This is a genomic window from Streptomyces pseudoechinosporeus (assembly GCF_054783935.1).
Genome location: NZ_BAAGPS010000018.1, coordinates 11,607 through 29,972, shown reverse-complemented (window position 1 = coordinate 29,972; position 18,366 = coordinate 11,607). Strand labels below are relative to the sequence as shown.

19 protein-coding genes and 1 pseudogene are annotated in these 18,366 nt (G+C 69.0%); 8 read left to right on the top strand and 12 right to left on the bottom strand.

Annotation, left to right across the window (positions count from 1 at the left end):
* Nucleotides 1–48: 48 nt before the first annotated feature.
* Entirely contained in the window at nt 49–2,919 is a 2,871-nt protein-coding gene (locus tag ACYVO6_RS22615; protein ID WP_461063846.1) for a bifunctional glycosyltransferase/CDP-glycerol:glycerophosphate glycerophosphotransferase, read from the top strand.
* Nucleotides 2,916–4,016, top strand: coding sequence for a glycosyltransferase (locus tag ACYVO6_RS22610; RefSeq protein ID WP_461063844.1), 1,101 nt, complete (start codon nt 2,916–2,918; stop codon nt 4,014–4,016). The genes ACYVO6_RS22615 and ACYVO6_RS22610 overlap by 4 nt, the downstream gene beginning before the upstream one ends.
* A gap of 25 nt (nt 4,017–4,041) precedes the next feature.
* On the opposite strand, the gene ACYVO6_RS22605 is transcribed toward ACYVO6_RS22610, so the two are convergent.
* Nucleotides 4,042–4,839, bottom strand: a complete 798-nt coding sequence (locus tag ACYVO6_RS22605) for an ABC transporter ATP-binding protein (RefSeq protein WP_461063842.1) — start codon at nt 4,837–4,839, stop codon at nt 4,042–4,044.
* Entirely contained in the window at nt 4,832–5,749 is a 918-nt protein-coding gene (locus ACYVO6_RS22600; RefSeq protein ID WP_461063840.1) for an ABC transporter permease, read from the bottom strand. The genes ACYVO6_RS22605 and ACYVO6_RS22600 overlap by 8 nt, the downstream gene beginning before the upstream one ends.
* Before the next feature lie 171 nt (nt 5,750–5,920).
* Here ACYVO6_RS22600 and ACYVO6_RS22595 point away from each other — a divergent pair, with 171 nt between their 5' ends.
* Together ACYVO6_RS22595 and ACYVO6_RS22590 are read left to right on the top strand one after the other, a co-directional pair.
* Nucleotides 5,921–6,580, top strand: coding sequence for a TetR/AcrR family transcriptional regulator (locus ACYVO6_RS22595; protein ID WP_461063886.1), 660 nt, complete (start codon nt 5,921–5,923; stop codon nt 6,578–6,580).
* A 140-nt stretch (nt 6,581–6,720) separates the two neighbouring features.
* Entirely contained in the window at nt 6,721–6,942 is a 222-nt protein-coding gene (locus ACYVO6_RS22590; protein ID WP_033326538.1) for a hypothetical protein, read from the top strand.
* A 330-nt stretch (nt 6,943–7,272) separates the two neighbouring features.
* Here the strand turns inward: ACYVO6_RS22590 and ACYVO6_RS22585 are convergent, their stop codons facing one another.
* The 4 genes and pseudogenes from ACYVO6_RS22585 to ACYVO6_RS22570 all read right to left on the bottom strand — a co-directional run.
* The gene (locus ACYVO6_RS22585; protein ID WP_461063838.1) at nt 7,273–7,734 is read right to left on the bottom strand and encodes a GNAT family N-acetyltransferase; all 462 of its coding nucleotides are present in this window, start codon (nt 7,732–7,734) and stop codon (nt 7,273–7,275) included.
* A gap of 63 nt (nt 7,735–7,797) precedes the next feature.
* Nucleotides 7,798–8,325: an aspartate carbamoyltransferase gene (locus ACYVO6_RS22580; RefSeq protein ID WP_461063836.1), complete on the bottom strand. Its 528-nt coding sequence runs from the start codon at nt 8,323–8,325 to the stop codon at nt 7,798–7,800.
* Complete coding sequence (locus tag ACYVO6_RS22575) at nt 8,318–8,761, bottom strand: MarR family winged helix-turn-helix transcriptional regulator (protein ID WP_461063834.1); 444 nt, start codon at nt 8,759–8,761, stop codon at nt 8,318–8,320. The genes ACYVO6_RS22580 and ACYVO6_RS22575 overlap by 8 nt, the downstream gene beginning before the upstream one ends.
* Before the next feature lie 296 nt (nt 8,762–9,057).
* Nucleotides 9,058–9,249, bottom strand: a pseudogene (locus ACYVO6_RS22570) (ADP-ribosylglycohydrolase family protein); the annotation flags it as partial.
* Nucleotides 9,250–9,412: 163 nt separating this feature from the next.
* On the opposite strand from ACYVO6_RS22570, the gene ACYVO6_RS22565 reads away from it, so the two are divergent.
* The 3 genes from ACYVO6_RS22565 to ACYVO6_RS22555 all read left to right on the top strand — a co-directional run bounded on the left by ACYVO6_RS22565 (nt 9,413) and on the right by ACYVO6_RS22555 (nt 10,562).
* Nucleotides 9,413–9,838 (top strand): ATP-binding protein, encoded by a 426-nt coding sequence (locus ACYVO6_RS22565; protein ID WP_461063832.1) that lies wholly within the window; start codon nt 9,413–9,415, stop codon nt 9,836–9,838.
* Between the two features lie 89 nt (nt 9,839–9,927).
* Nucleotides 9,928–10,284: a hypothetical protein gene (locus tag ACYVO6_RS22560; protein WP_461063830.1), complete on the top strand. Its 357-nt coding sequence runs from the start codon at nt 9,928–9,930 to the stop codon at nt 10,282–10,284.
* Nucleotides 10,281–10,562, top strand: coding sequence for a hypothetical protein (locus ACYVO6_RS22555; RefSeq protein WP_461063828.1), 282 nt, complete (start codon nt 10,281–10,283; stop codon nt 10,560–10,562). The genes ACYVO6_RS22560 and ACYVO6_RS22555 overlap by 4 nt, the downstream gene beginning before the upstream one ends.
* 14 nt (nt 10,563–10,576) lie before the next feature.
* On the opposite strand, the gene ACYVO6_RS22550 is transcribed toward ACYVO6_RS22555, so the two are convergent.
* The 4 genes from ACYVO6_RS22550 to ACYVO6_RS22535 form a co-directional block, all read right to left on the bottom strand.
* On the bottom strand, nt 10,577–10,900 hold the full coding sequence (locus ACYVO6_RS22550) for a VOC family protein (RefSeq protein WP_461063826.1): 324 nt from the start codon (nt 10,898–10,900) through the stop codon (nt 10,577–10,579).
* A 143-nt stretch (nt 10,901–11,043) separates the two neighbouring features.
* Nucleotides 11,044–12,024, bottom strand: a complete 981-nt coding sequence (galE, locus tag ACYVO6_RS22545) for a UDP-glucose 4-epimerase GalE (protein ID WP_461063824.1) — start codon at nt 12,022–12,024, stop codon at nt 11,044–11,046.
* A gap of 59 nt (nt 12,025–12,083) precedes the next feature.
* On the bottom strand, nt 12,084–13,715 hold the full coding sequence (locus tag ACYVO6_RS22540; protein ID WP_461063822.1) for a glycosyltransferase family 2 protein: 1,632 nt from the start codon (nt 13,713–13,715) through the stop codon (nt 12,084–12,086).
* Between the two features lie 140 nt (nt 13,716–13,855).
* A complete protein-coding gene (locus tag ACYVO6_RS22535) occupies nt 13,856–14,368 on the bottom strand; it encodes a MarR family winged helix-turn-helix transcriptional regulator (RefSeq protein WP_461063820.1) in 513 nt (170 codons plus the stop codon).
* Nucleotides 14,369–14,514: 146 nt separating this feature from the next.
* Between ACYVO6_RS22535 and ACYVO6_RS22530 the strand changes: the two genes are divergently transcribed.
* On the top strand, nt 14,515–14,928 hold the full coding sequence (locus tag ACYVO6_RS22530; RefSeq protein ID WP_461063818.1) for an organic hydroperoxide resistance protein: 414 nt from the start codon (nt 14,515–14,517) through the stop codon (nt 14,926–14,928).
* Nucleotides 14,929–15,050: 122 nt separating this feature from the next.
* Here ACYVO6_RS22530 and ACYVO6_RS22525 read toward each other — a convergent pair whose 3' ends face one another.
* Nucleotides 15,051–15,998 (bottom strand): class I SAM-dependent methyltransferase, encoded by a 948-nt coding sequence (locus tag ACYVO6_RS22525; RefSeq protein WP_461063816.1) that lies wholly within the window; start codon nt 15,996–15,998, stop codon nt 15,051–15,053.
* A 62-nt stretch (nt 15,999–16,060) separates the two neighbouring features.
* Nucleotides 16,061–18,364, bottom strand: coding sequence for a bifunctional glycosyltransferase/CDP-glycerol:glycerophosphate glycerophosphotransferase (locus ACYVO6_RS22520; protein WP_461063814.1), 2,304 nt, complete (start codon nt 18,362–18,364; stop codon nt 16,061–16,063).
* Nucleotides 18,365–18,366: the final 2 nt, after the last annotated feature.

Genomic DNA, 18,366 nt, shown 5'->3' with positions numbered 1-18,366 from the left:
GCGGTATGTACGCGGACGGGGGCGACCGGGACATTTAGGATTCATGGGATGAACGTGGATCTGTCCCGGCCGCCCGACGTCACCGCCGCCGTGCCCGACGTCACCGTCATTGTCATCGTCTACAACGACGAGTCCCGCCTGCCGGCGGCCGTCCAGTCCGTGCTGGCGCAGACGCTGCGGAACGTCGAGGTCGTGATCGTGGACGACCGCAGCACGGACGGCTCGTACGAGACGGCCCGGCGGCTGGCCGCGGAGCATCCCGATCGCGTACGCGCCTACCGGCTCCCGGAGAACAGCGGTGGCTGCGGGGCGCCGCGCAACCACGGCATCGAGCAGGCGCGCGGCACGTACGTCGTCTTCCTCGACAGCGACGACGTACTGGAGCGCAACGCCTGCCGGAACCTCCTGGAAGCGGCCGAGACCACCGGCGCCGACCTCGTCTCCGGGCTGTGCGTACGCGTGCACGTGGACTCGCGCGGCCGCAAGGAGGTCAAGTGGTACCCCTGGCTGTACGCGCGCACCCGCACCCTGGAGTCGATCGCCGAGCTGCCCGACCTGCTGGTCTTCGACACCCTGTCGACGAACAAGTGTTACCGCAGACAGTTCCTGCTGGACCGGGACCTGCGCTTCCCCGTCGGCATCCACTACGAGGACCTGCTCTTCTCGGCCCAGGCGTACGCCGCCGCCCGCCGCATCACCCTGATCCCCAACCGCGTGTACGACTGGAACGTCGTCGAGAAGGCCGCCACGAAGAAGTCGATCAGCAACCGCCGCGACGAGATCGCCAACTTCGCACAGCGGATGGAGATCCACCGCCGGATCGACCAACTGCTCGCGGAACAGGGCCTGTTGGAGCTGAAGTTCCACAAGGACGTCAAGTTCCTCAAGCACGATCTGGTGCTGCACCTGCGTGAACTGCCGTTCCGGGACGCCGCCTACCGCCACGAGTTCGCCGCGATCACCCGCGACTACCTCGACTCGATCGACCATGCCGCCTTCGACGAGGTGGAGCCCATTCACGCCATCTGCGCCCATCTCCTGCGGGGGAGCGACTGGGACCATCTCCTCCCGGCCGTGGACACGCTCACCAACCGCGACAAGATCTCCTCGCCGCTCCTCGAACGCGACGGGCGGATCTACTGGTGCGTCGAGCACCTGGGCGGCGACGATTTCGCGCGGCAGGTCCTGGACGTCACCGAACTGGGCTACCACACCAAGCCGGTCGAGAAGATGTTCCTGCGCAACGCCCTGACCGGCTACGCGGAAGCGGCCGGCACCGTCCGGCTGGCCGGGCGCATCACCAATCCACTCGGCGTCATCCCGCTCGGCGCGCGGCTCAGCGGCGAGCTGGAGTTCTACGCCCGCCGCAAGAGCCTGCGCTTCCAGACCTTCCGGTTCCCCGTGGCCACCCTGCGGCACGAGGGCGAGACCATCGCCTGGGAGGCTTCGGCGGATCTCGCACGGCGGCTGCGTCCGCTGGGCATCGTGGACGCCGTATGGGACGTACGCCTCCATCTCGACGTCGACGACGCCCGCACCACGACCCGGCTCACCGCCTCCGAACCCGGCTTGGCCGCCGGGCAGTTGCCCGTCCGGCCCCGGCTCACCCGCCTGGTCGCCCACCACATCGAACCGGAGATCTCCGCGCGCGGCCATCTCTGCTTCCGGCTCGTGTCCCGTGAGGAAGTGGACGCGTTTGTCGCGCGCGGCGTGCAGGGGCCGCCGGGTCGGCTCGCCAAGTCCGGGTACCGGCAGGCGAAGGCGGTGCGCAAGAAGCTGACCTCCGGCGACACCAAGATCCGGCTGTATCACGAGGTGTTCAGCCGGCTGCCCGTGAAGAAACGCCTGGTCGTCTTCGAGAGCCACCTGGGCCGGCAGTACAGCGACAGTCCGCGGGCGATCTACGAGGAAATGCGGCGCCAGGGCCTGGAGTTCGAGGCGGTGTGGTCGTACAGCGGCAGTCCGGTGGGCTTTCCGTCCGACGCCACGCTCGTACGCCGCTGGTCGCTGCCCTACCTGAAGGCGCTGGCCCGGGCCGAGTTCTGGATCGACAACCAGAGCTATCCGCTGAAGCTCACCAAGCGGCCCCGGACCACGTACATCCAGACCTGGCACGGCTCGGCACTCAAGCGGATGGGCTTCGACGAACCGGAGTGGAAGCTCAAGTCCCGTCGCGGGCAGGAGGAGCAGCAGCGCACGCTGGACCGTTTCGACCGCTTCTTGATCCGCTCCGAGCACGACGTCCGCACGCTCGCCCGCGCCTTCCGCCTGAAGGAGAAGACGCTGCTGCGGGTGGGCTATCCGCGCAACGACGCCCTCGTACGAGCCCGCCAGTCCACCGAACGGCCGCCGCTGGCCGCCGAGTTGGGCATCCCAGAGGACAGAAGGGTCCTGCTGTACGCGCCCACCTTCCGCGGACGCGGGCAGCGACGCTTCGAGCTGCCCTTCGACGTGGAGCGCTTCGCGGACACCTTCGGCGACCGCTACGTCCTCCTCGTCCGCTCGCACTACCTCAACCACGTGGTGCTCCCGCCGTCCGTGCGGGGCCGCGTCATCGACGTATCGGCGCACCACGACGTGACACCGCTCCTGGCGCTCGCCGACGGCCTGATCACCGACTACTCGTCCGTGATGTTCGACTACGCCCTCCTCGACCGGCCGATGTTCTTCTTCGCGTACGACTACGAGGAGTACGTGTACGAGGGCCGCGGGACCTACTTCGACCTGCTGGAACGGGCACCCGGACCCGTCGTGCGCACCGAGGACGAACTGCACGCCGTCCTCGGCTCGTTGGAGAAGCAGGCGGTCAAGTACGCGGCGGCGCGGGAGCGGTTCGTCGCGGACTTCGGCGAGTACGACAAGGGGGACGCGGCGCGGAGCGTCGTCGAGCAGTTCTTCTCCCAGTGGAGGCGCGCGTGAGCGGGTATCCGGAGCGGGACGTCTTCTTCGTCTCCAACAGCGTCAACGAGCTGGGCGGAGTGACGAGTTGGTCGCATCAGATGACCCGGTTGTTCACCGAGCGCGGGCATCGCGTGCACGTCGTCGGCATCGCTCCGGCCGAGGTCGCGCAGGAGCTGGGCGAACTCCCGTATCCGACCACGACGTTGCACTCCGGACGGCCGCATCGCCCCGGTCGTGCCCGCCGGGCGGGCATGCGCGAGCAGGCCGCCAAGCTGACGGCGCTGTTCCGGGCGGCGCGGCCCGGCGCGGTCGTGATCGTCACGCAGGTGTGGGCCATGGAGTGGGTGGAACTGGCCGACACACACGGCCTGACCGTCATCGGCATGAGCCACGAGTCGTACGCGTACTCCAAGGCAGCCGGACGTTTCCGGCGCGTGCTCAAGCACTACCGAGACGTCGACCGCATGCTGACCCTGACCCGTGAGGACGCCGACCTGTGGATCGGCGAGGGCCTCAACAACGTCTCGTACATGCCGAATCCGCTGCCCTTCATGCCCGACGTCCCCTCGCCGCGCACCGCGAACGTGGTCGTCAGCATGGGCCGCCTGCACGACCAGAAGGGCATCGACATGCTCCTCGACACCTGGGCCGAGGCCGCCCCGCACCACCCCGGCTGGACCCTGCGGATCTACGGCTCCGGCGAGGACGAGGAACTCCTGAAGAAGCAGTGCACGGCACTGGGGCTCGACAGCTGTGTTGAGTGGATGGGGAGTACGGGCGATGTGCCGGGCGCGTTGCGCGGCGGCTCGGTCTTCGTCCAGTCGTCGCGAGGTGAGGGTTTCCCGCTCGCCCTGATGGAGGCGATGGCTACGGGCCTGCCGTGCGCCGCGTTCGACTGCGCGCCCGGGGTACGCGAGATCGTCCGGGACGGGGAGGACGGTCTGCTCGCGGGCCTCGGCAACACGGGCGAACTGGCCCGCAGGCTGGGCACGTTGATGTCCGACAAGGAGCTGCGGGACCGGATGGGGAACGCGGCGAGGGCGAACATCCAGCGCTACCGGACGGATGAGATCGTACGGCGCTGGGAGGAGCTGTTCGCTTTCCTGGAGCGCTGAGGGGGACCGTTGAGAGGCCCGTCCGTTACCGCCTCCCGCTGGTGAACTCCTCATAGGCGGCCAGTACTTCAGAGGTCGGCCCGTCCATCCGGAGCTCGCCCCGCTCGAGCCACAGCACCCGGTCGCACGTATCCCGGATGGACTTGTTGTTGTGGCTGACCAGGAACACCGTGCCGGCGTGCTTGCGCAACTCACGGATCCGGGCCTCGGAGCGCTTCTGGAAGGAGCGGTCGCCGGTGGCCAGCGCCTCGTCGATCATCAGCACGTCGTGGTCCTTCGCGGCGGCGATGGAGAACCGAAGCCGCGCCGCCATCCCGGAGGAATACGTCCGCATGGGCAGCGTGATGAAGTCCCCCTTCTCGTTGATGCCGGAGAATTCGACGATCTCCTGGTACCGCTCGCGGACCTGCTCGCGCGACATCCCCATGGCGAGCCCGCCGAGGTGGACGTTGCGCTCACCGGTCAGGTCGTTCATCAGGGCCGCGTTCACACCGAGGAGGGAGGGCTGGCCGTCCGTGTAGATGCGGCCGTTCTCGACGGGGAGCAACCCGGCGACCGCCTTGAGCAGGGTCGATTTGCCGGACCCGTTCGTGCCGATCAGCCCGATGGCCTCGCCCTTGTACGCGGTGAAGGACACGCTCTTCACGGCGTGCACCTTGCGTACGCCCGCCGCCTGCTCGGCCTTCCTGCCGCGCACGATGCGATTGAGCGCGGCGGTCGCGGAGCCGCGGCCGGCGCCGGTGCCGTTGACCCGGTAGACGATGTCGACGCCGTCGGCGATGACGGTGGGGATCTTCTCGTTGTTCTCAGCGTGCTCAGCCACGTCCGTACGTCTCCTCGGCCTTCCAGAAGTAGATGAAGCCGCCGACGCCCGCGAGGAGCGCCCAGCCGATCGCGAGCGGCCACACGTGGTGCGGCAACTGGCTCGCATGGAAGCTGTCGATCAGCGCGAACCGCATGAGGTCGATATAGATCGCGGCCGGATTGCACTCCAGCGCGAGCAGTACGACGTGCGGCAGGTCCTGGTGACCGCTGAGCACCCTGTCGATGCTCCACATGACACCCGAGACATACATCCAGGTGCGCAGCACGAACGGCATCAGCTGCGCGATGTCCGGCGTCTTCGCCCCCAACCGCGCCATGATCATCGCCACGCCCGCGTTGAACACGAACTGAAGTGCCAAAGCCGGGAGTGCCAGCAGCCAGGACACGCCGACCGGCACTCCGAAGCAGAGCAGGATCACGATCAGCGCCGCCATCGAGAACAGCAGCTGCTGGAGCTGTTGCAGTGCGTACGACACCGGTAGCGCGGCCCGCGGGAAGTGCAGCGCCCGGACCAGGCCCAGGCTGCCGGAGATCGCCCGGGTGCCCGCCATGATCGAACTCTGCGTGAACGTCCACACGAACACGCCCGTGACCAGGAACGGGATGTAGTCCGGCACCCCCCGGCTGGTGCCCATCAGCACGCCGAAGATGAAGTAGTAGACCGCAGCGTTCAGCAACGGCGTCGCCACCTGCCAGACCTGCCCGAGCTTCGCCTGGCTGTACTGAGCGGTGAGCCTGGCCGTCGCGAACGCCGTGATGAAGTGCCGCCGCGCCCACAGCTCGCGGACGTACGCGGACAGCGAGGGGCGGGCGCCGCTGACCGTCAGGCCGTAGCGGGCGGCGAGTGCTGTGGGGTCGTCGTCGGGCGAGGCCGGTGCTGGGGGCGGTGTGTCGAGGACCTGGCTCACATCCGGTGCTTTCGCTTGGGGTGGGGGGCAGGGTGCGGTGGGGCTTGCTGTGCGAACCCTTGCTTTACCTGGGGATGGACTCGGCTTTACGTCGGGACGGGACCGTATCGTCGCAACGTGAGCGTAGGTCGATTCAACGTCGGAACGCAACCGTTTCGTCGTAACGCCCCTATGCTGTGCGGCATGACGACGAACCCCGACGGGAAAGCCGACGGAGCCGCCCAGAGCCCTCCGCAGCCACGCCGAAGGGCTCCCGCTGGGGCGGCCGTACTCCGCGAGGATGTGACGGAAGCCATCCGGGCGGCCGTCTTCGAGGAACTCGCGGCCGTCGGATACGCCCGGATGTCCATCGAGGGCATCGCGCGCCGCGCGGGCGTCGGCAAGACGGCGGTCTACCGCCGGTGGCGTTCCAAGCTGCACCTGGTGCTCGACCTGGTGTCGGCGATCGCGGTACAGGGCTTGCCGGCACCCGACACCGGCACCCTGGAGGGCGACCTGCGGCTGCTGTACGAGGTCACGGCCCGCGCGCTGCGCCACCCCGTGGCCTCGCAGATCATCCCCGACCTTCAGGCGGAGGCGGCCCGCAACCCGGACATCGCCCAGGCCATGCAGAAGGCCCTGCGAGAAGGCCAGGAGGGGGTGGCAAGCGGCATCGTCGCGGCGGCCGAGCGGCGCGGCGAGGTCCGTATGGGCATCGACGACGAGATGGCCCTCGACCTGATCTCCGGACCGCTGTACTGGCGCTCAGTGGTGATCCGCGACCAGAAGCTGCCGAAGGGCTACCTGGAGAAACTGGCGCGGGCCACGACGGCGGCGCTCAAGGCGTTGTAAGGGTGAGTGAGAACCGTCTCTCACGGGTCCCCAGCCCGGCGAATCCGCGTGCCGTACGGCCGATCGGCCCTCGTAGCGTCCGGATCGTTGTCATCGGTGACTCACTTTCGGGGCCTCCGGGGGCGCATACTGGTTACACGATGACGAAGCCTTCCGCGCCCCGGCGCCATCTGCCCACCAGTCCCTTCAAAGCTCCGGTTGCCCCGGTCGCCAAGCACTTCGAGCTGGGCGACCGAGTGTCGCACGACCAGTTCGGCCTGGGCACGATCGTCGGCGTCGAGGACGGCGTCGCGATGCTCGTCGACTTCGGCGCCCGCCAGGCCCGAATCGTCAGCCCCTACACCCGCATGGACAAGCTCTGACGGACCCCGTCAGAAACGCTCGCCGCGGACTGGGACCGCCGTCCCGCCCGCGGCGAACGCGTTTCCGCGCCCGCGGTTACTGAGCCAGCCGCTCCGTCGGCCCCACGGCACGGGCGGCTCGTCTGCACGAGGCGGAGCGGATCTCTCAGGACGAAGCAGTGGATGTGTTGCTTCGCGGCGCCGGCCTCGACGAGGCGTCGGCCTCGACGAAGGGGGCGCCGCGTTGATCGCGTACGGCGATCTGACCGTGGGCGACCGCTTCCGGGCCGGTGACGTCCAGCAGTGCGGCCTCGTGGCCGCCGCGCAGTCCTTCGGTCACCTGAAGTCCGCCTAGGGCTCCGCCCGTGATCCGCTGAATCCAGGACTTCCGCCCATCACGCGATACATCCCGATCGAGTCGTGCTCGGCGGTGTCGGCGAACCCGAACTTCTCGTACAGAAAGCGTGCGGGGCCGTCCGCGATCAGCGAGATGTAGGCGGTGGCGGGCGCCCGGCGGTCCAGTTCCTCGGTGAGTGCGGCCATGATGCGCTTGCCGAGGCCGCGGCCCTGGTGTGCGGGGTGGACGCAGATGTCGACGATCTGGAACGCGGTACCGCCGTCACCGATGACGCGCCCCATACCGATGGGCTCCCCCTTGTGGTGAAGGACCACCCCGTGCCACGTATTGGGCAGGGCGAGCGCCGCCGCTTCGGGGTCTTTGTCCGAGAGGCCGGCATCGGTGCGCAGGCGGCGGAAGACCTCGACGGAGGGCACGCCCACGCTCAACTCGTAAGGGTCGTTCAAGCTGTCCACTTCCGCTTCTGTGATGGTCGTGGTGACGCGATGATGGGCTTGCTGCGGTGCTCGACTCGCTGGTCAGTGACCGGATTCGGCGTGGTCCCCGTGATCGCTCAGCTGCGCTTGGAACCAGTCGTGCAGTGCGTCGATCAGCACGGGCTCGTCGGTGGCGTAGGTGAGGGTGGCACCGTCGGGCCGTTCCCGGTAGCGGACCTCGATGCGCTGGTAGCCGTCCTCCAGTTCCGCCAGGCCCGGCATGCTGTCGCCGTGGATCTGGGCGGGGTCGCCGAAGTCTCCCCGGCCAAACGCTTCGGCCTCCTGTTGGAGGTGGGCGCGGATGAGGTCGATCTGCTTGGTGTCGTCGGGCTGGTCGGCGACGACGTTCTGGACCCCGCCCGTCTCGGTGGGGGTGAAGTGGTGGGTGGTCTGTTCGAGGTCGAAAGGCATCACGGACCGACCGCGCTCGGCGACCACCTGCTGCCGGTCGGTTCGCCGGTCGCTGCTGTCCTGCTGCGCGTCGCCGATCAGCAGGACTGCGGCCAGCGCCGCGCCGACACCTCCTGCGGCGATGCCGGCCGTTAACAGTCGGCGCTTGCCGTTACTCATCCAGTGCCTCCGTCAGGACTTCGAGGGCGTGCAGTACGCCTGCTTGTTCGTGGGACGGGATCGCATCAAGCAGTCGGGAGAACTTCTCCCGCCGAGCCTCGGCGAGGTTGTGCGCTGCGTTCTGCCCCGCGGGTGTGAGACGCAGGACGACGCCGCGGCCGTCGTCGGGGGACGGGGCACGTTCCACCCAGCCGCGGGCGGTCAGTTGCCCGACGAGCCGACTGACGGTGCTCTTCTGCAGCCGCAGCCGACGGGCCAGTTCCACCTGCCGCAGCTCGCCCGCTTGTGCAAGCTCACCGAGGGCGTGAGCCTCGGAGACCGGGATCGCCTGACCGCACGGTGTGCTTTCGGGCTGGTGCAGCCCGAAAGCACGGACGAAGCTCCGCAGTGCGTCTTGTAGCAGCGCGGGATCTGCTGCTCCACCATCTTGGGGCATGGTTCGATTGTACAACCAGATGGTTCGGCGCTACAACCATCTGTTTGCGCTTACCGGAGGGCGGGCAATGCGCCCGCCCACCCGCCGGCGGTGGGGCACCGGTCGGGCTTACTCGGGCATGACGAAAGGGTTTCCGGAGGCGTTTGACGCGTGGTGTCGGTCACGTCCGCGGGCATGGTGCAGCGGCCGCGAATGTTACACATCAGGGGAATCTGTCACATTCGTAGAACTGCCTGCCTGTCGGTAGCCGCTGTGCAGCCGTCCCGCCCGCGGCGAACGCGTTTCTACACCCGTGGCTACCGAGCCAACCGCTCCGCCAGTCCCACCAGCTCAGCCGCCCGAAGTACCCGCCCGTCGAACCCTGGCAGCGGCACATGCAACGGCTCGGTCCAACGCGACGGGATGGCTTCCGCCCCGTACACAGCCCCCGCGAGCCCACCCGCGATCGCCGCCACGGTGTCGGTGTCCCCGCCCAGGTCGACACGCTGCGTTGCGCCAGTGTTCGGCTGCTCAACTCACCCATGCCCAACGCCAGTTGGAAGCGCACCCGTGTGAAGTCGACCCCACGGGCAATGACACCAACCGGCGCCCTACCCCCTACTGCTCCCCCCTCCCTGCATTTCCCCATTCCTGCAACGGAGTTGATCCTCCATGCCCGAGTACACCCTCTTCTGCCCGTCCCTGGACACCACCCCCCGCGTCGCCCGCGACTTCGTCGCCTCCGTCCTGCGCTCGCAGCAACTCGACGACTTCGCCCACGACGCGGCCCTCTGCACCTCCGAACTCGTCACCAACGCCTGCGTACATGCCAAGGGGGCCGACGCTGTGTTACGGCTGGCCGTCGGTGAACCGCTCGCCGCGGTCCGGGTCACCGTCTACGACGGAGATCTGCAGCCGCCCGTTCTGAGAGAGGGCTGCCTCGACGAGAACGGGCGCGGCATGTGGCTCGTGGACGCGCTCACCGAGGGCAGATGGGGCACAGAACCCGACGCCGCGCACTCCGTCGGCCCGCCCCTGGGAGGCAAGGGCGTCTGGTTCGAACTCGGTGCGCCCGGGCCATCCGGGCTCGGCCGATGATGGGCCGGACGTGGTCATACGTGGATACCCTGGCACGTGACGACCACGAGCAAACTGGGCCTGACCAGCGGGCGAGAAGGGATCGAGGGATGAGCGCACAGCCGGTGCATCACGATGGGCCGATCATCCCGATGCCGCCCCTGGCCAGGGACGCGTTGCGTGAGGCGGTGAAGCGAGTGAGCCTCGTGGACCTGCCGCAGTTCGACTTGGAGGCCGGGCGAGCGTTCGACCAGGCCAGCCAGACCGGGAGCACGGCCCCGCTTCAGCTCTTCCTGAAACGCTGGGGCGTCTTCGTGGCGATCGAACGGGATCCGGCACGGGCGGCTCGTCTGCACGAGGCCGAGCGGATCTCTCAGAACGAAACAGTCGACGAAGCCGCGTTCCGCGCCGCCATGGCGGAGATCAACAGGATTCTGCGCGAGGCCGAGCGGGAGATCGAGGCTTGAACGACCAGGAGTCCCAGGACCCCGAGTGGGCCTGGGAGTACGGCGCGGACCCTGACTGGGTGGTCGGCGAATTGCCGGCCGAAGGACGCGCAGCCGCCGAGGAAGTCGCGAGAGAACTCGTCGTACTCGCCTCACTGGGCCAGGATCCGGGCGACGGAGCGAGCGTGACGAACCCGCAGGGCCTGCGCGTGATCGCCACGGGTCCGCTCATAGTGTGGTACCAGATCATCGACTACCAGAAGCGGGTGTACATCCAGCTGGTGACGTGGCTCGGATGAGGCGGCGTTGCTGGTCACGACACACAGATGCAGAACTCGTTGCCCTCCGGGTCCTGCCAGACCTGCCAGAGGTCCTCATGCACCTCGCCGACCGCTGTGGCTCCCAGCTCGGCGGCGCGGGAGACGGCTTTGGCGAAGTCATCGGCGACCAGATCGAAATGGATTCTGTTCTTCACGGTCTTGGGCTCGGGCACCAACTGGAGGGCGAGGCCGGGGCCAAGGCTGATCCAGTCGTCCTCACGACGGGTGATCTCCAGTTCGAGCAGCCCGCTCCAGAACCGGGCGAGGAGATCGAGGTCTGTGGTGTCGATAACGATGCCGCCGAGGCGAATACCCATGCTGCCCTCTCGTCGTGACGACTGGCCATGGCCGGACGTGCAGGGTACCGATCACCGCGCGCGAACCATCAGTTGAAGTCCCAGCCCTTGGGCTGCTGGTTTACGCGCGGCGATCGACTTCGGGACGCAGCCGGGCTGGGGGATCAGCCGCGCTGTGCCCCCGGATGCAGCCGCACCCACCCCTCCCAAGCCGACGTGATCATGTCGGCCACGTCGTACCTCGCCTTCCAGCCCAGCTCGTCGGCGATGCGGGCAGCCGACGCCACGACGCGGGGCGGGTCCCCTGGGCGGCGGGGCGTGACGACCGGGGGCAGGTCGTAGCCCGTGAGGTCGTTGATGCGGTCGATCATCTCGCGGACCGAAACGCCTTCCCCGCGGCCGATGTTGAGGGTCAGGTCCGTGCCGGGGGACGTGGCCAGGCGGCGGGCCGCCGCCACGTGGGCCTCGGCCAGGTCGACCACGTGGATGTAGTCGCGTACGCACGTACCGTCCGGCGTCGGGTAGTCGTCGCCGAAGATCCGTGGCGGCGCGCCCTCCGTCAGCTTTTCGAAGACCATCGGCACGATGTTGAAGACCCCGACGTCGGCCAGCTCCGGCGTCGCCGCGCCCGCCACGTTGAAGTAGCGCAGGGAGGCGGTCGACAGGCCATGTGCGCGGCCCGTGGCGCGGGTCAGCCACTCGCCCGCCAGCTTGGTCTCGCCGTACGGGTTCATGGGGACGCAGGGCGTCTCCTCGGTCACCAGGTCGACGTCCGGCATGCCGTACACCGCCGCCGAGGACGAGAACACGAAGGAGGGTACTCCCGCCTCGGTCACGGCGGACAGGAGTACGCGCAGACCCTCGACGTTCTCGCGGTAGTAGTGCAGCGGCAGCTCCATCGACTCGCCGACCTGCTTCTTCGCCGCCAGGTGGACGACACCGGTGACGGCGTGGTCCGTGAGCGCGCGGGTCACGCGATCCGCGTCCAGGGTCGAGCCGACGACCAGCGGCACGCCTTCGGGGACGCGCTCGGCGATCCCGGTGGACAAGTCGTCGTACACCACGGCCTGTTCGCCCGCCTCGGTCATCGCGCGGACCACATGTGCCCCGATGTAGCCGGCGCCGCCGGTGATCAACCAGGTCATGTACGGCCGTCCCCTCGTCTGTCAGTAGTGGTTCGGATACGTACGTCCATGGTCGCGTGTCAGTGAAGCAGGCGCAGCAGTCGGCGGCGCAGCACGGCGGCCATTCCCCGCCAACCGGGCGCCAGCCGCAACGCCAGCGAGCCCGAGTGGGTCGCGTACGGCTGGACGAGCACCACGCCGTGCCGCCCGCTCAACACCGCCGTACGACGCAGCAGTCCGGGCCCCGCGACCGCGTGCCCGGTGGTGTCGCGGCCCGAGCCGTCGTGGAACCGCACCCGCAGCCGCACATCCCAGGTGCCGGAGCCGAGCGCCGAGAGGTCGACCGGGACCTCGGCCCACCAGGAGTCGACCGAGGAGTTGGCCCCCGATTCGAGCCCGGAGTCGTCCTCGCAGTCGTCGGGCAGCAACGGCGCCGTGAGACCGAGCCCCACCCGCCCGTCCTGCCGGTGCGCGAACTCGACGTCCACGCACGCCGGCCCCGCCTCCGCCATCCGCCCGTACAGCTCGTGCAGACGCAGCCGAAGCCGGGTGGCACGCGCGCGTGGCCGCAGTTCCGCGTCGACGGCAACAGGGAGGTGACGTACAGGCCGGAACAGCAGGTGTTCCAGGGTCACTTGGGGCAGGTCGGCGGACCACACCGGCGTACCGTCCGCGGCCCGCGCGTACGGCGGCGCCAGCCGGGCCGGTCGCGACGCGAGCTCCCTGATGCGGTCCAGGTCGCGCGGCTCCTCGGAGGCCATGACGACCTGCGCGACGACCCGGCCGGGCGCCGGGGCGACGGCGAAGTCACTCGCGTCGAACGTCGCGAGGTACGCGCGCGTGAGCGCCCACCACTCGCGCCGGTACCCGGAGCCGCGCAGCCTGAGCTCGCGCGCGTACATCCGCAGGCTGTGGTCCAGGAACACGGCGCGCGCCGCCCGAGCGAGCCGCTTCTCACCGGCGGCGAGGAGGGTGTCGTACGCCCTGCCGTGGGCCGTGAGCCTCGCCCGCCAGTTGTCCATGCCCGCCCGGTCGAGCGAGATCGACAGCCGCTCGGCGGACCGGCGCACCTGCCAGACGTACACCGTGTCGGGGACCAGCGCGAGGCGCGGCCCGGCGGCGAGCACGCGCGCCGTGAACACGAAGTCCTCGTACGGGAAGCGCCCTTCGAGGAAGCGGATGCCGTGCTCGCGCAGGAAGTCGGTGCGGTAGAGCTTGTTGACGCAGAGCGTGTCGTGGACCAGGCGGGTGCGGAGCGAGGGGTGGGGGACGAGGACGGGATTCGCGTACAGCTCGGGCTGCCAAGGGGCCTCTCGCCCGGACGGCAGTTCGCGGCGGATGCAGAGGCCGGCCGCGACCTCCGTGCCGTGCCCGACGGCGGCGGAGAGCAGTGCGTCCACCGCGCCGGGCGGCAGTACGTCGTCGCTGTCCAGGAACATCACGTACGGGGCTGTGGCGGCGTCGATCCCGTCGTTGCGCGGGCTGCCGCAGCCGCCGCTGTTGATCTTGCGGCGTACGACCCTCAGGCGCGGTTCGTCGAGCGCGAGCCGGTCGAGGAGGTCGGGGCTGCCGTCCGTCGAGCCGTCGTCGACGGCTATCACCTCGCGGACGGCCGGGCCCTGCGCGAGGGCGGAGCGCACCGCGTCCGTCAGATGGGCGGCGTCGTCGTACCCGATGACGACGACACAGATCTGCGACGGGTGAGAGTGCATGGCTTGTCTGGCTTCCACGGGAAGGAAAGGAGCTCTTGTGGCTAATTTTCCGTTAAGAGGTGCTTATTGTCCCGTGGGAAAGATGGCAGGAAATGAGCGCTGGTTCCCTCAGTGATCGACGGATCCCAGGACGGACTCGATCAGCCGCTCTCCAGATCCGCCTCGTCCAGCGCCGCCGTGAGCTTGTCGAGCCGGGCCCGCAGGTCGCGGATCTCGTCCAGGTCGAAGCCCGTCGCGGCGGCGATCCGTCGCGGTACGGCGAGCGCCCGCTCGCGCAGCGCGCGGCCCTCGTCCGTGGGCCGGACGACCACCGACCGCTCGTCGAGGACGCTGCGCTCACGCCGTACGAGACCGGTCGCCTCCAGGCGCTTGAGCAGCGGCGACAGCGTCCCGGAGTCGAGCCGCAGGTGCTCGCCCAGCTTTTTCACGGGCAGCTCGTCGTGCTCCCACAGCACGAGCATGACCAGGTACTGGGGGTAGGTGAGCCCCAGGTCCTTCAGGACGACCCGGTACACGCCGCCGAAGGCGCGCGACGCGGCGTTCAGGGAGAAGCAGATCTGCTGGTCGAGACGGAGGAAGTCCTCGGCGGCGCGCAGGGGCTCGGTGTCGGCGTCCGTGACGGCGGGATCCGGGGTTCGGGTCGGAGTGGTCATGCCTCCAGGGTAACGCGTGTGCGTCACTGGATTGTGCACAACTGAATTGTGTGCTCTACTTGTGGTCGTGAGGCGGTCAACTCCCAAGACCTGCCGACACGACCTTGAACTTGATGTTGATCCACATGATGAGAGGGACGGTTCCCATGGACGCGCTCTACACCGCTGTCGCCACCGCCACCCACGGCCGTGAGGGCCGCGCCTTCACCAACGACGGCCGCCTCGACCTCGAGCTGGGCATCCCGAAGGAGATGGGCGGCAGCGGTCAGGGCACGAACCCGGAGCAGCTGTTCGCCGCGGGCTACTCCGCCTGCTTCGCCAGCGCCCTCGGTCTCGTCGGCCGGCAGGCGAAGGTCGATGTCAGCGACGCGGCGGTGACCGCCGAGGTCGGCATCGGCAAGGAGGGTGAGGGCTTCGGCCTCGCGGTCACGCTGCGCGTGGAGCTTCCCGAGTCCGTCGACGCCGAGACCGGCCGCAAGCTGGTCGAGCAGGCCCACCAGGTCTGCCCGTACTCCAACGCCACCCGCGGCAACATCCCGGTCGAGCTCGTCGTCGAGTAATCCTGGTCAGACACGCTTCGGCGCCCGGCCCGCACTCAAGGCGGGCCGGGCGCCTGGGGTTCAGGCGGCGGTGCGCCACCGCACCCGGTGGGGCGAGCCGTGGCCCGCCCCACCGAGGAGCCTCAGCCCTTACGGGCCTTGACCAGCGCCCTCGTGACGATCGGCGGCAGCAGATCCTTGGCGATCCGCCTGGCTCGGCTCGGCCGCCGCTTGGCGGGGCCGACGGTGGCGGGCCGCGTGGCCGCGGGCGGAGTGGGCGCGGGCTTCGGGGCGGGCTTGGGCGCCTCGACGACCGGCTCCGGCTCTTCGGCCGCGTACTTGGACACCGGCTGCTTCGGCTCGGTCGCCTTTTGGCCGGTGATACGGATCAGCCCGTACCCCGCGACCTGCTGCACCTCGTGCCACATGTCGTCACGGCCCGCCAGCCACTCCAGCAGCGCGTCGCGCAGCGGCTCGGGGTCGCCCCACGTGCCGTAGAACTTGGTGCCCGTGATGCAGATGGGGCGCAGGTCGAACGTGGGTATTGCCCCCCAGGTGGCCGCGGCGACGCCCGGGCAGTGCTCGGCGCGGAAGTCGTCGAGGACGACCACGCCGTCGGGCAGCAGTATGTCGCGCACCGCCTCGATGTCCGCGTTCACGTGCTCGTACAGGTGCGAGGCATCGATGTGCGCGAAGCGGCAGCTCTTGTCCTCGACGCGGTCGGCGACCACCTGGCTCGGAGCCTGGATGATCTCGGGCAACTCCTCGTGGAACGCGAGGTAGTTGGCCTCGAAGGCCCGCCGGGTCAGCGTCGAGTAGGACTTGTTCATCTCCTTGCTGTTGGCCGCGTCCTCCGCGGGGGAGTCGAAGAGGTCGCACACCGTGAACTTGTCCTCGTCACGCAGGTAGGAGGCCATGAAGATGGCGCTCTTTCCCATGTAGGCGCCGAGCTCCAGCAGATTGCCGGTCTGCTGGCTGTCGAGCTGCCGGGACAGGAACCAGTCGAACAGCTGCTGATCGACGGGACGGAACCAGCCCTTGACGTCCGACAGGGTTTTGGGACGGGGCAGCTCGGTGGTGCTGGAGGTCATGTGTACTCCGTACAGCAGGGTCTATGGAATTTCTGTGTGTTGGAGGATGGGATCCGAGTGCTTCACGGGCTGTCAACGACGGGAATGGAAACTCCGGGTGTCGAAACAGTTGCCAGTGGTGAGGCGGTCGGATAATCCCCGGTTCGGGGGGAATCGAGCACCCACGGAATGCCATCCTCCACCGACGGCACCGGATGGCGCTCGTCGAGCGGGACCACGGCCGGCAGCCCGGCGGTCTCACCGAGCACGACCCGGCGTACGACACGCTCGGCGGCCCGCCCGTCGTCGTACGGGCAGAAGCGCTTCCGGAACGCGGCCCTCAGCTGCGCGGAGCGCGAGCCGCGCCAGTGGCCGGTCGCGAAGATGTCGATCAGTTCGTCCTCGCTGCGCGCGACGACTCCCGGCGGGAACGCGCGCAGATCGAAATAGGTGCCACGTGCCGCCTCGTACGCCGCCCAGTCGTCCGCGTGGATCACGATCGGCCGGTCGAGATTCGCATAGTCGAACATCAGGGAGGAGAAGTCGGTGATCAGCGCGTCCGAGGCCAGGCACAGGGACTCGACGCTCGGATGCTCCGACACATCGATCAGCCGGCCGTCGCTGCGGGCCAGCGGCTGCCCGTACGAAGGGTGCGCGCGGGTCAACAGCACGAAGCGCGGGCCGAGCCCGCGCAGAACGCGCTCCAGGTCGAGCATGCTGCGCTGGGAGCGGCGGTAGTCGCGGTGCGTCGGCGCGTACAGGATCGCGATCGCGTTCGCGGGGATGCCAAGCGTCTCGCGCAGCCGGGCCACGTCCGCCGAAGTCGCCCGCTGGAACACGTCGTTACGGGGCTGGCCGTACTCGAGCGTCGTATAGCCGGAGGGGAAGACGCGCTCCCAGACGAGCGTGGCGTGGCGGTTGCCGGACAGGCAGTAGTCCCACTGGTCGACGCCGCGCAGCAGCTCGGCGAAGTCCGTGTCGCGGGCCGCCGCCGGGCGGTCCTGGAGATCCAGGCCCATGCGCTTGAGCGGGGTGCCGGCCTGCGTCTGGACCAGGATCTGATCCGGTCGCTTGACGAGCCTGCGGTCGAAGTCGGCGTTGCTGACGAGGTACTTGGAGCGGGCGAGCGCCGTCCAGTACGCGGCAGTGTCCGGGCTCAGCCTGCGGGTCGCGGCCGGGACGGTGTGGTGGTGCTCGGGCGCCGCGATCCACGCGGTGCGCATCCCCGGGACGTACGTCCGGAACGCGTCCTCCAGCGCCGCCGGGTTGCAGCCGTAACCGCGTCCGTTCCCGTTGGAGAACACGGCGTGGTCGGCTCGTACGGGAAGCCGGAGCTGGATGCGGTAGTGCAGCCGCAGCGCCACGGCCCGTACGCCACGGAACGCGGCCGTGACGCCTTCCGTCACCCGTCTCTTCAGCTGCGCCGCCGCCCACAGCGTGCGATATGTGCGGTGGCTGCCCAGGCGGATGAGCACGTGCCGCAGCCAGTTGCGGGCCGGGAGGCGGGCGCCCGGCACCCGGTAACGGGCGTAGTGGGCGCGGGCCTTGCGCAGAAACTCGGGACGGGAGCCACGCGGCAGCCGGTCGCGTCCGAGGAACACGGCCGAGAGATGGTCGACCATGCGGCGGAACAGGACGGGGCGCCAGTGCGCCAGTTCCGGATGGGCGTCGAGATGGGCGAAGACACGGTCGTACTGATCGAAGATGTCGAAGTGACCCCGGCCGATGGTGCCGGGCCTGCTCCCCTGACGTCGTTGGCGGTAGTGAACACAGACGCGGTCGAGCGTCGCGATGGTCTCGGAAGCCATCAGAACTGAGTACGTCCAGGGGGTGTCCTCGTAGTGGCCGGGAGGGAACGTGAAGCCCTCCCGCTCGATGAACTCCCGGCGGTACGCCTTGTTCCCCACCACCATGAGGACCTTGAGCAGCCCCGGCCGGTCGTCGAGCCGGAACGGCGCCGGGCCCCGCTCGGTGAGCTGCGCGGACTGGACGCTGCGCACCGTTTCGCCCGTCCAGAAGGTGCGCGCGTGGTCGTACACCAGGACATCCGGCTCGTCGGTCTCCTTCAGCCGGTCGGCGATGGCGATCAGCGCGTGCGGGGTGAGGCTGTCCTGACCGTCCAGGAAGACCAGGTAGTCGCCCTTCGCGCGCTCCAGACCGGCGTTGCGGGCCGGGCCGGGGCCCACGTGCTCGTCGAGGTGCACGGGCCGTACGCGCGGGTCGCGGGCGGCGAACTCGTCGATGATCGATCCGCAGGCATCCGGCGAGCAGTCGTCGACGGCGATCAACTCGAGGTCGGGGTAGGACTGTTCGAGGACGGAGGCCAGGCAGGCGTGCAGGTAGGCCTGCACTTTGTACGCGGGGACGATGACACTGAACCGGGGCACGT

Bases quoted from the DNA above. Each gene is read 5' to 3' on its own strand.
- ACYVO6_RS22560 (WP_461063830.1), top strand. From the start codon at position 9,928: ATGAGCGCACAGCCGGTGCATCACGATGGGCCGATCATCCCGATGCCG.
- ACYVO6_RS22565 (WP_461063832.1), top strand. From the start codon at position 9,413: ATGCCCGAGTACACCCTCTTCTGCCCGTCCCTGGACACCACCCCCCGC.
- ACYVO6_RS22590 (WP_033326538.1), top strand. From the start codon at position 6,721: ATGACGAAGCCTTCCGCGCCCCGGCGCCATCTGCCCACCAGTCCCTTC.
- ACYVO6_RS22550 (WP_461063826.1), bottom strand. From the start codon at position 10,900: ATGGGTATTCGCCTCGGCGGCATCGTTATCGACACCACAGACCTCGAT.
- ACYVO6_RS22540 (WP_461063822.1), bottom strand. From the start codon at position 13,715: ATGCACTCTCACCCGTCGCAGATCTGTGTCGTCGTCATCGGGTACGAC.
- ACYVO6_RS22595 (WP_461063886.1), top strand. From the start codon at position 5,921: ATGCTGTGCGGCATGACGACGAACCCCGACGGGAAAGCCGACGGAGCC.
- ACYVO6_RS22615 (WP_461063846.1), top strand. From the start codon at position 49: ATGAACGTGGATCTGTCCCGGCCGCCCGACGTCACCGCCGCCGTGCCC.
- galE (WP_461063824.1), bottom strand. From the start codon at position 12,024: ATGACCTGGTTGATCACCGGCGGCGCCGGCTACATCGGGGCACATGTG.
- ACYVO6_RS22525 (WP_461063816.1), bottom strand. From the start codon at position 15,998: ATGACCTCCAGCACCACCGAGCTGCCCCGTCCCAAAACCCTGTCGGAC.
- ACYVO6_RS22530 (WP_461063818.1), top strand. From the start codon at position 14,515: ATGGACGCGCTCTACACCGCTGTCGCCACCGCCACCCACGGCCGTGAG.
- ACYVO6_RS22535 (WP_461063820.1), bottom strand. From the start codon at position 14,368: ATGACCACTCCGACCCGAACCCCGGATCCCGCCGTCACGGACGCCGAC.
- ACYVO6_RS22580 (WP_461063836.1), bottom strand. From the start codon at position 8,325: ATGAGTAACGGCAAGCGCCGACTGTTAACGGCCGGCATCGCCGCAGGA.
- ACYVO6_RS22575 (WP_461063834.1), bottom strand. From the start codon at position 8,761: ATGCCCCAAGATGGTGGAGCAGCAGATCCCGCGCTGCTACAAGACGCA.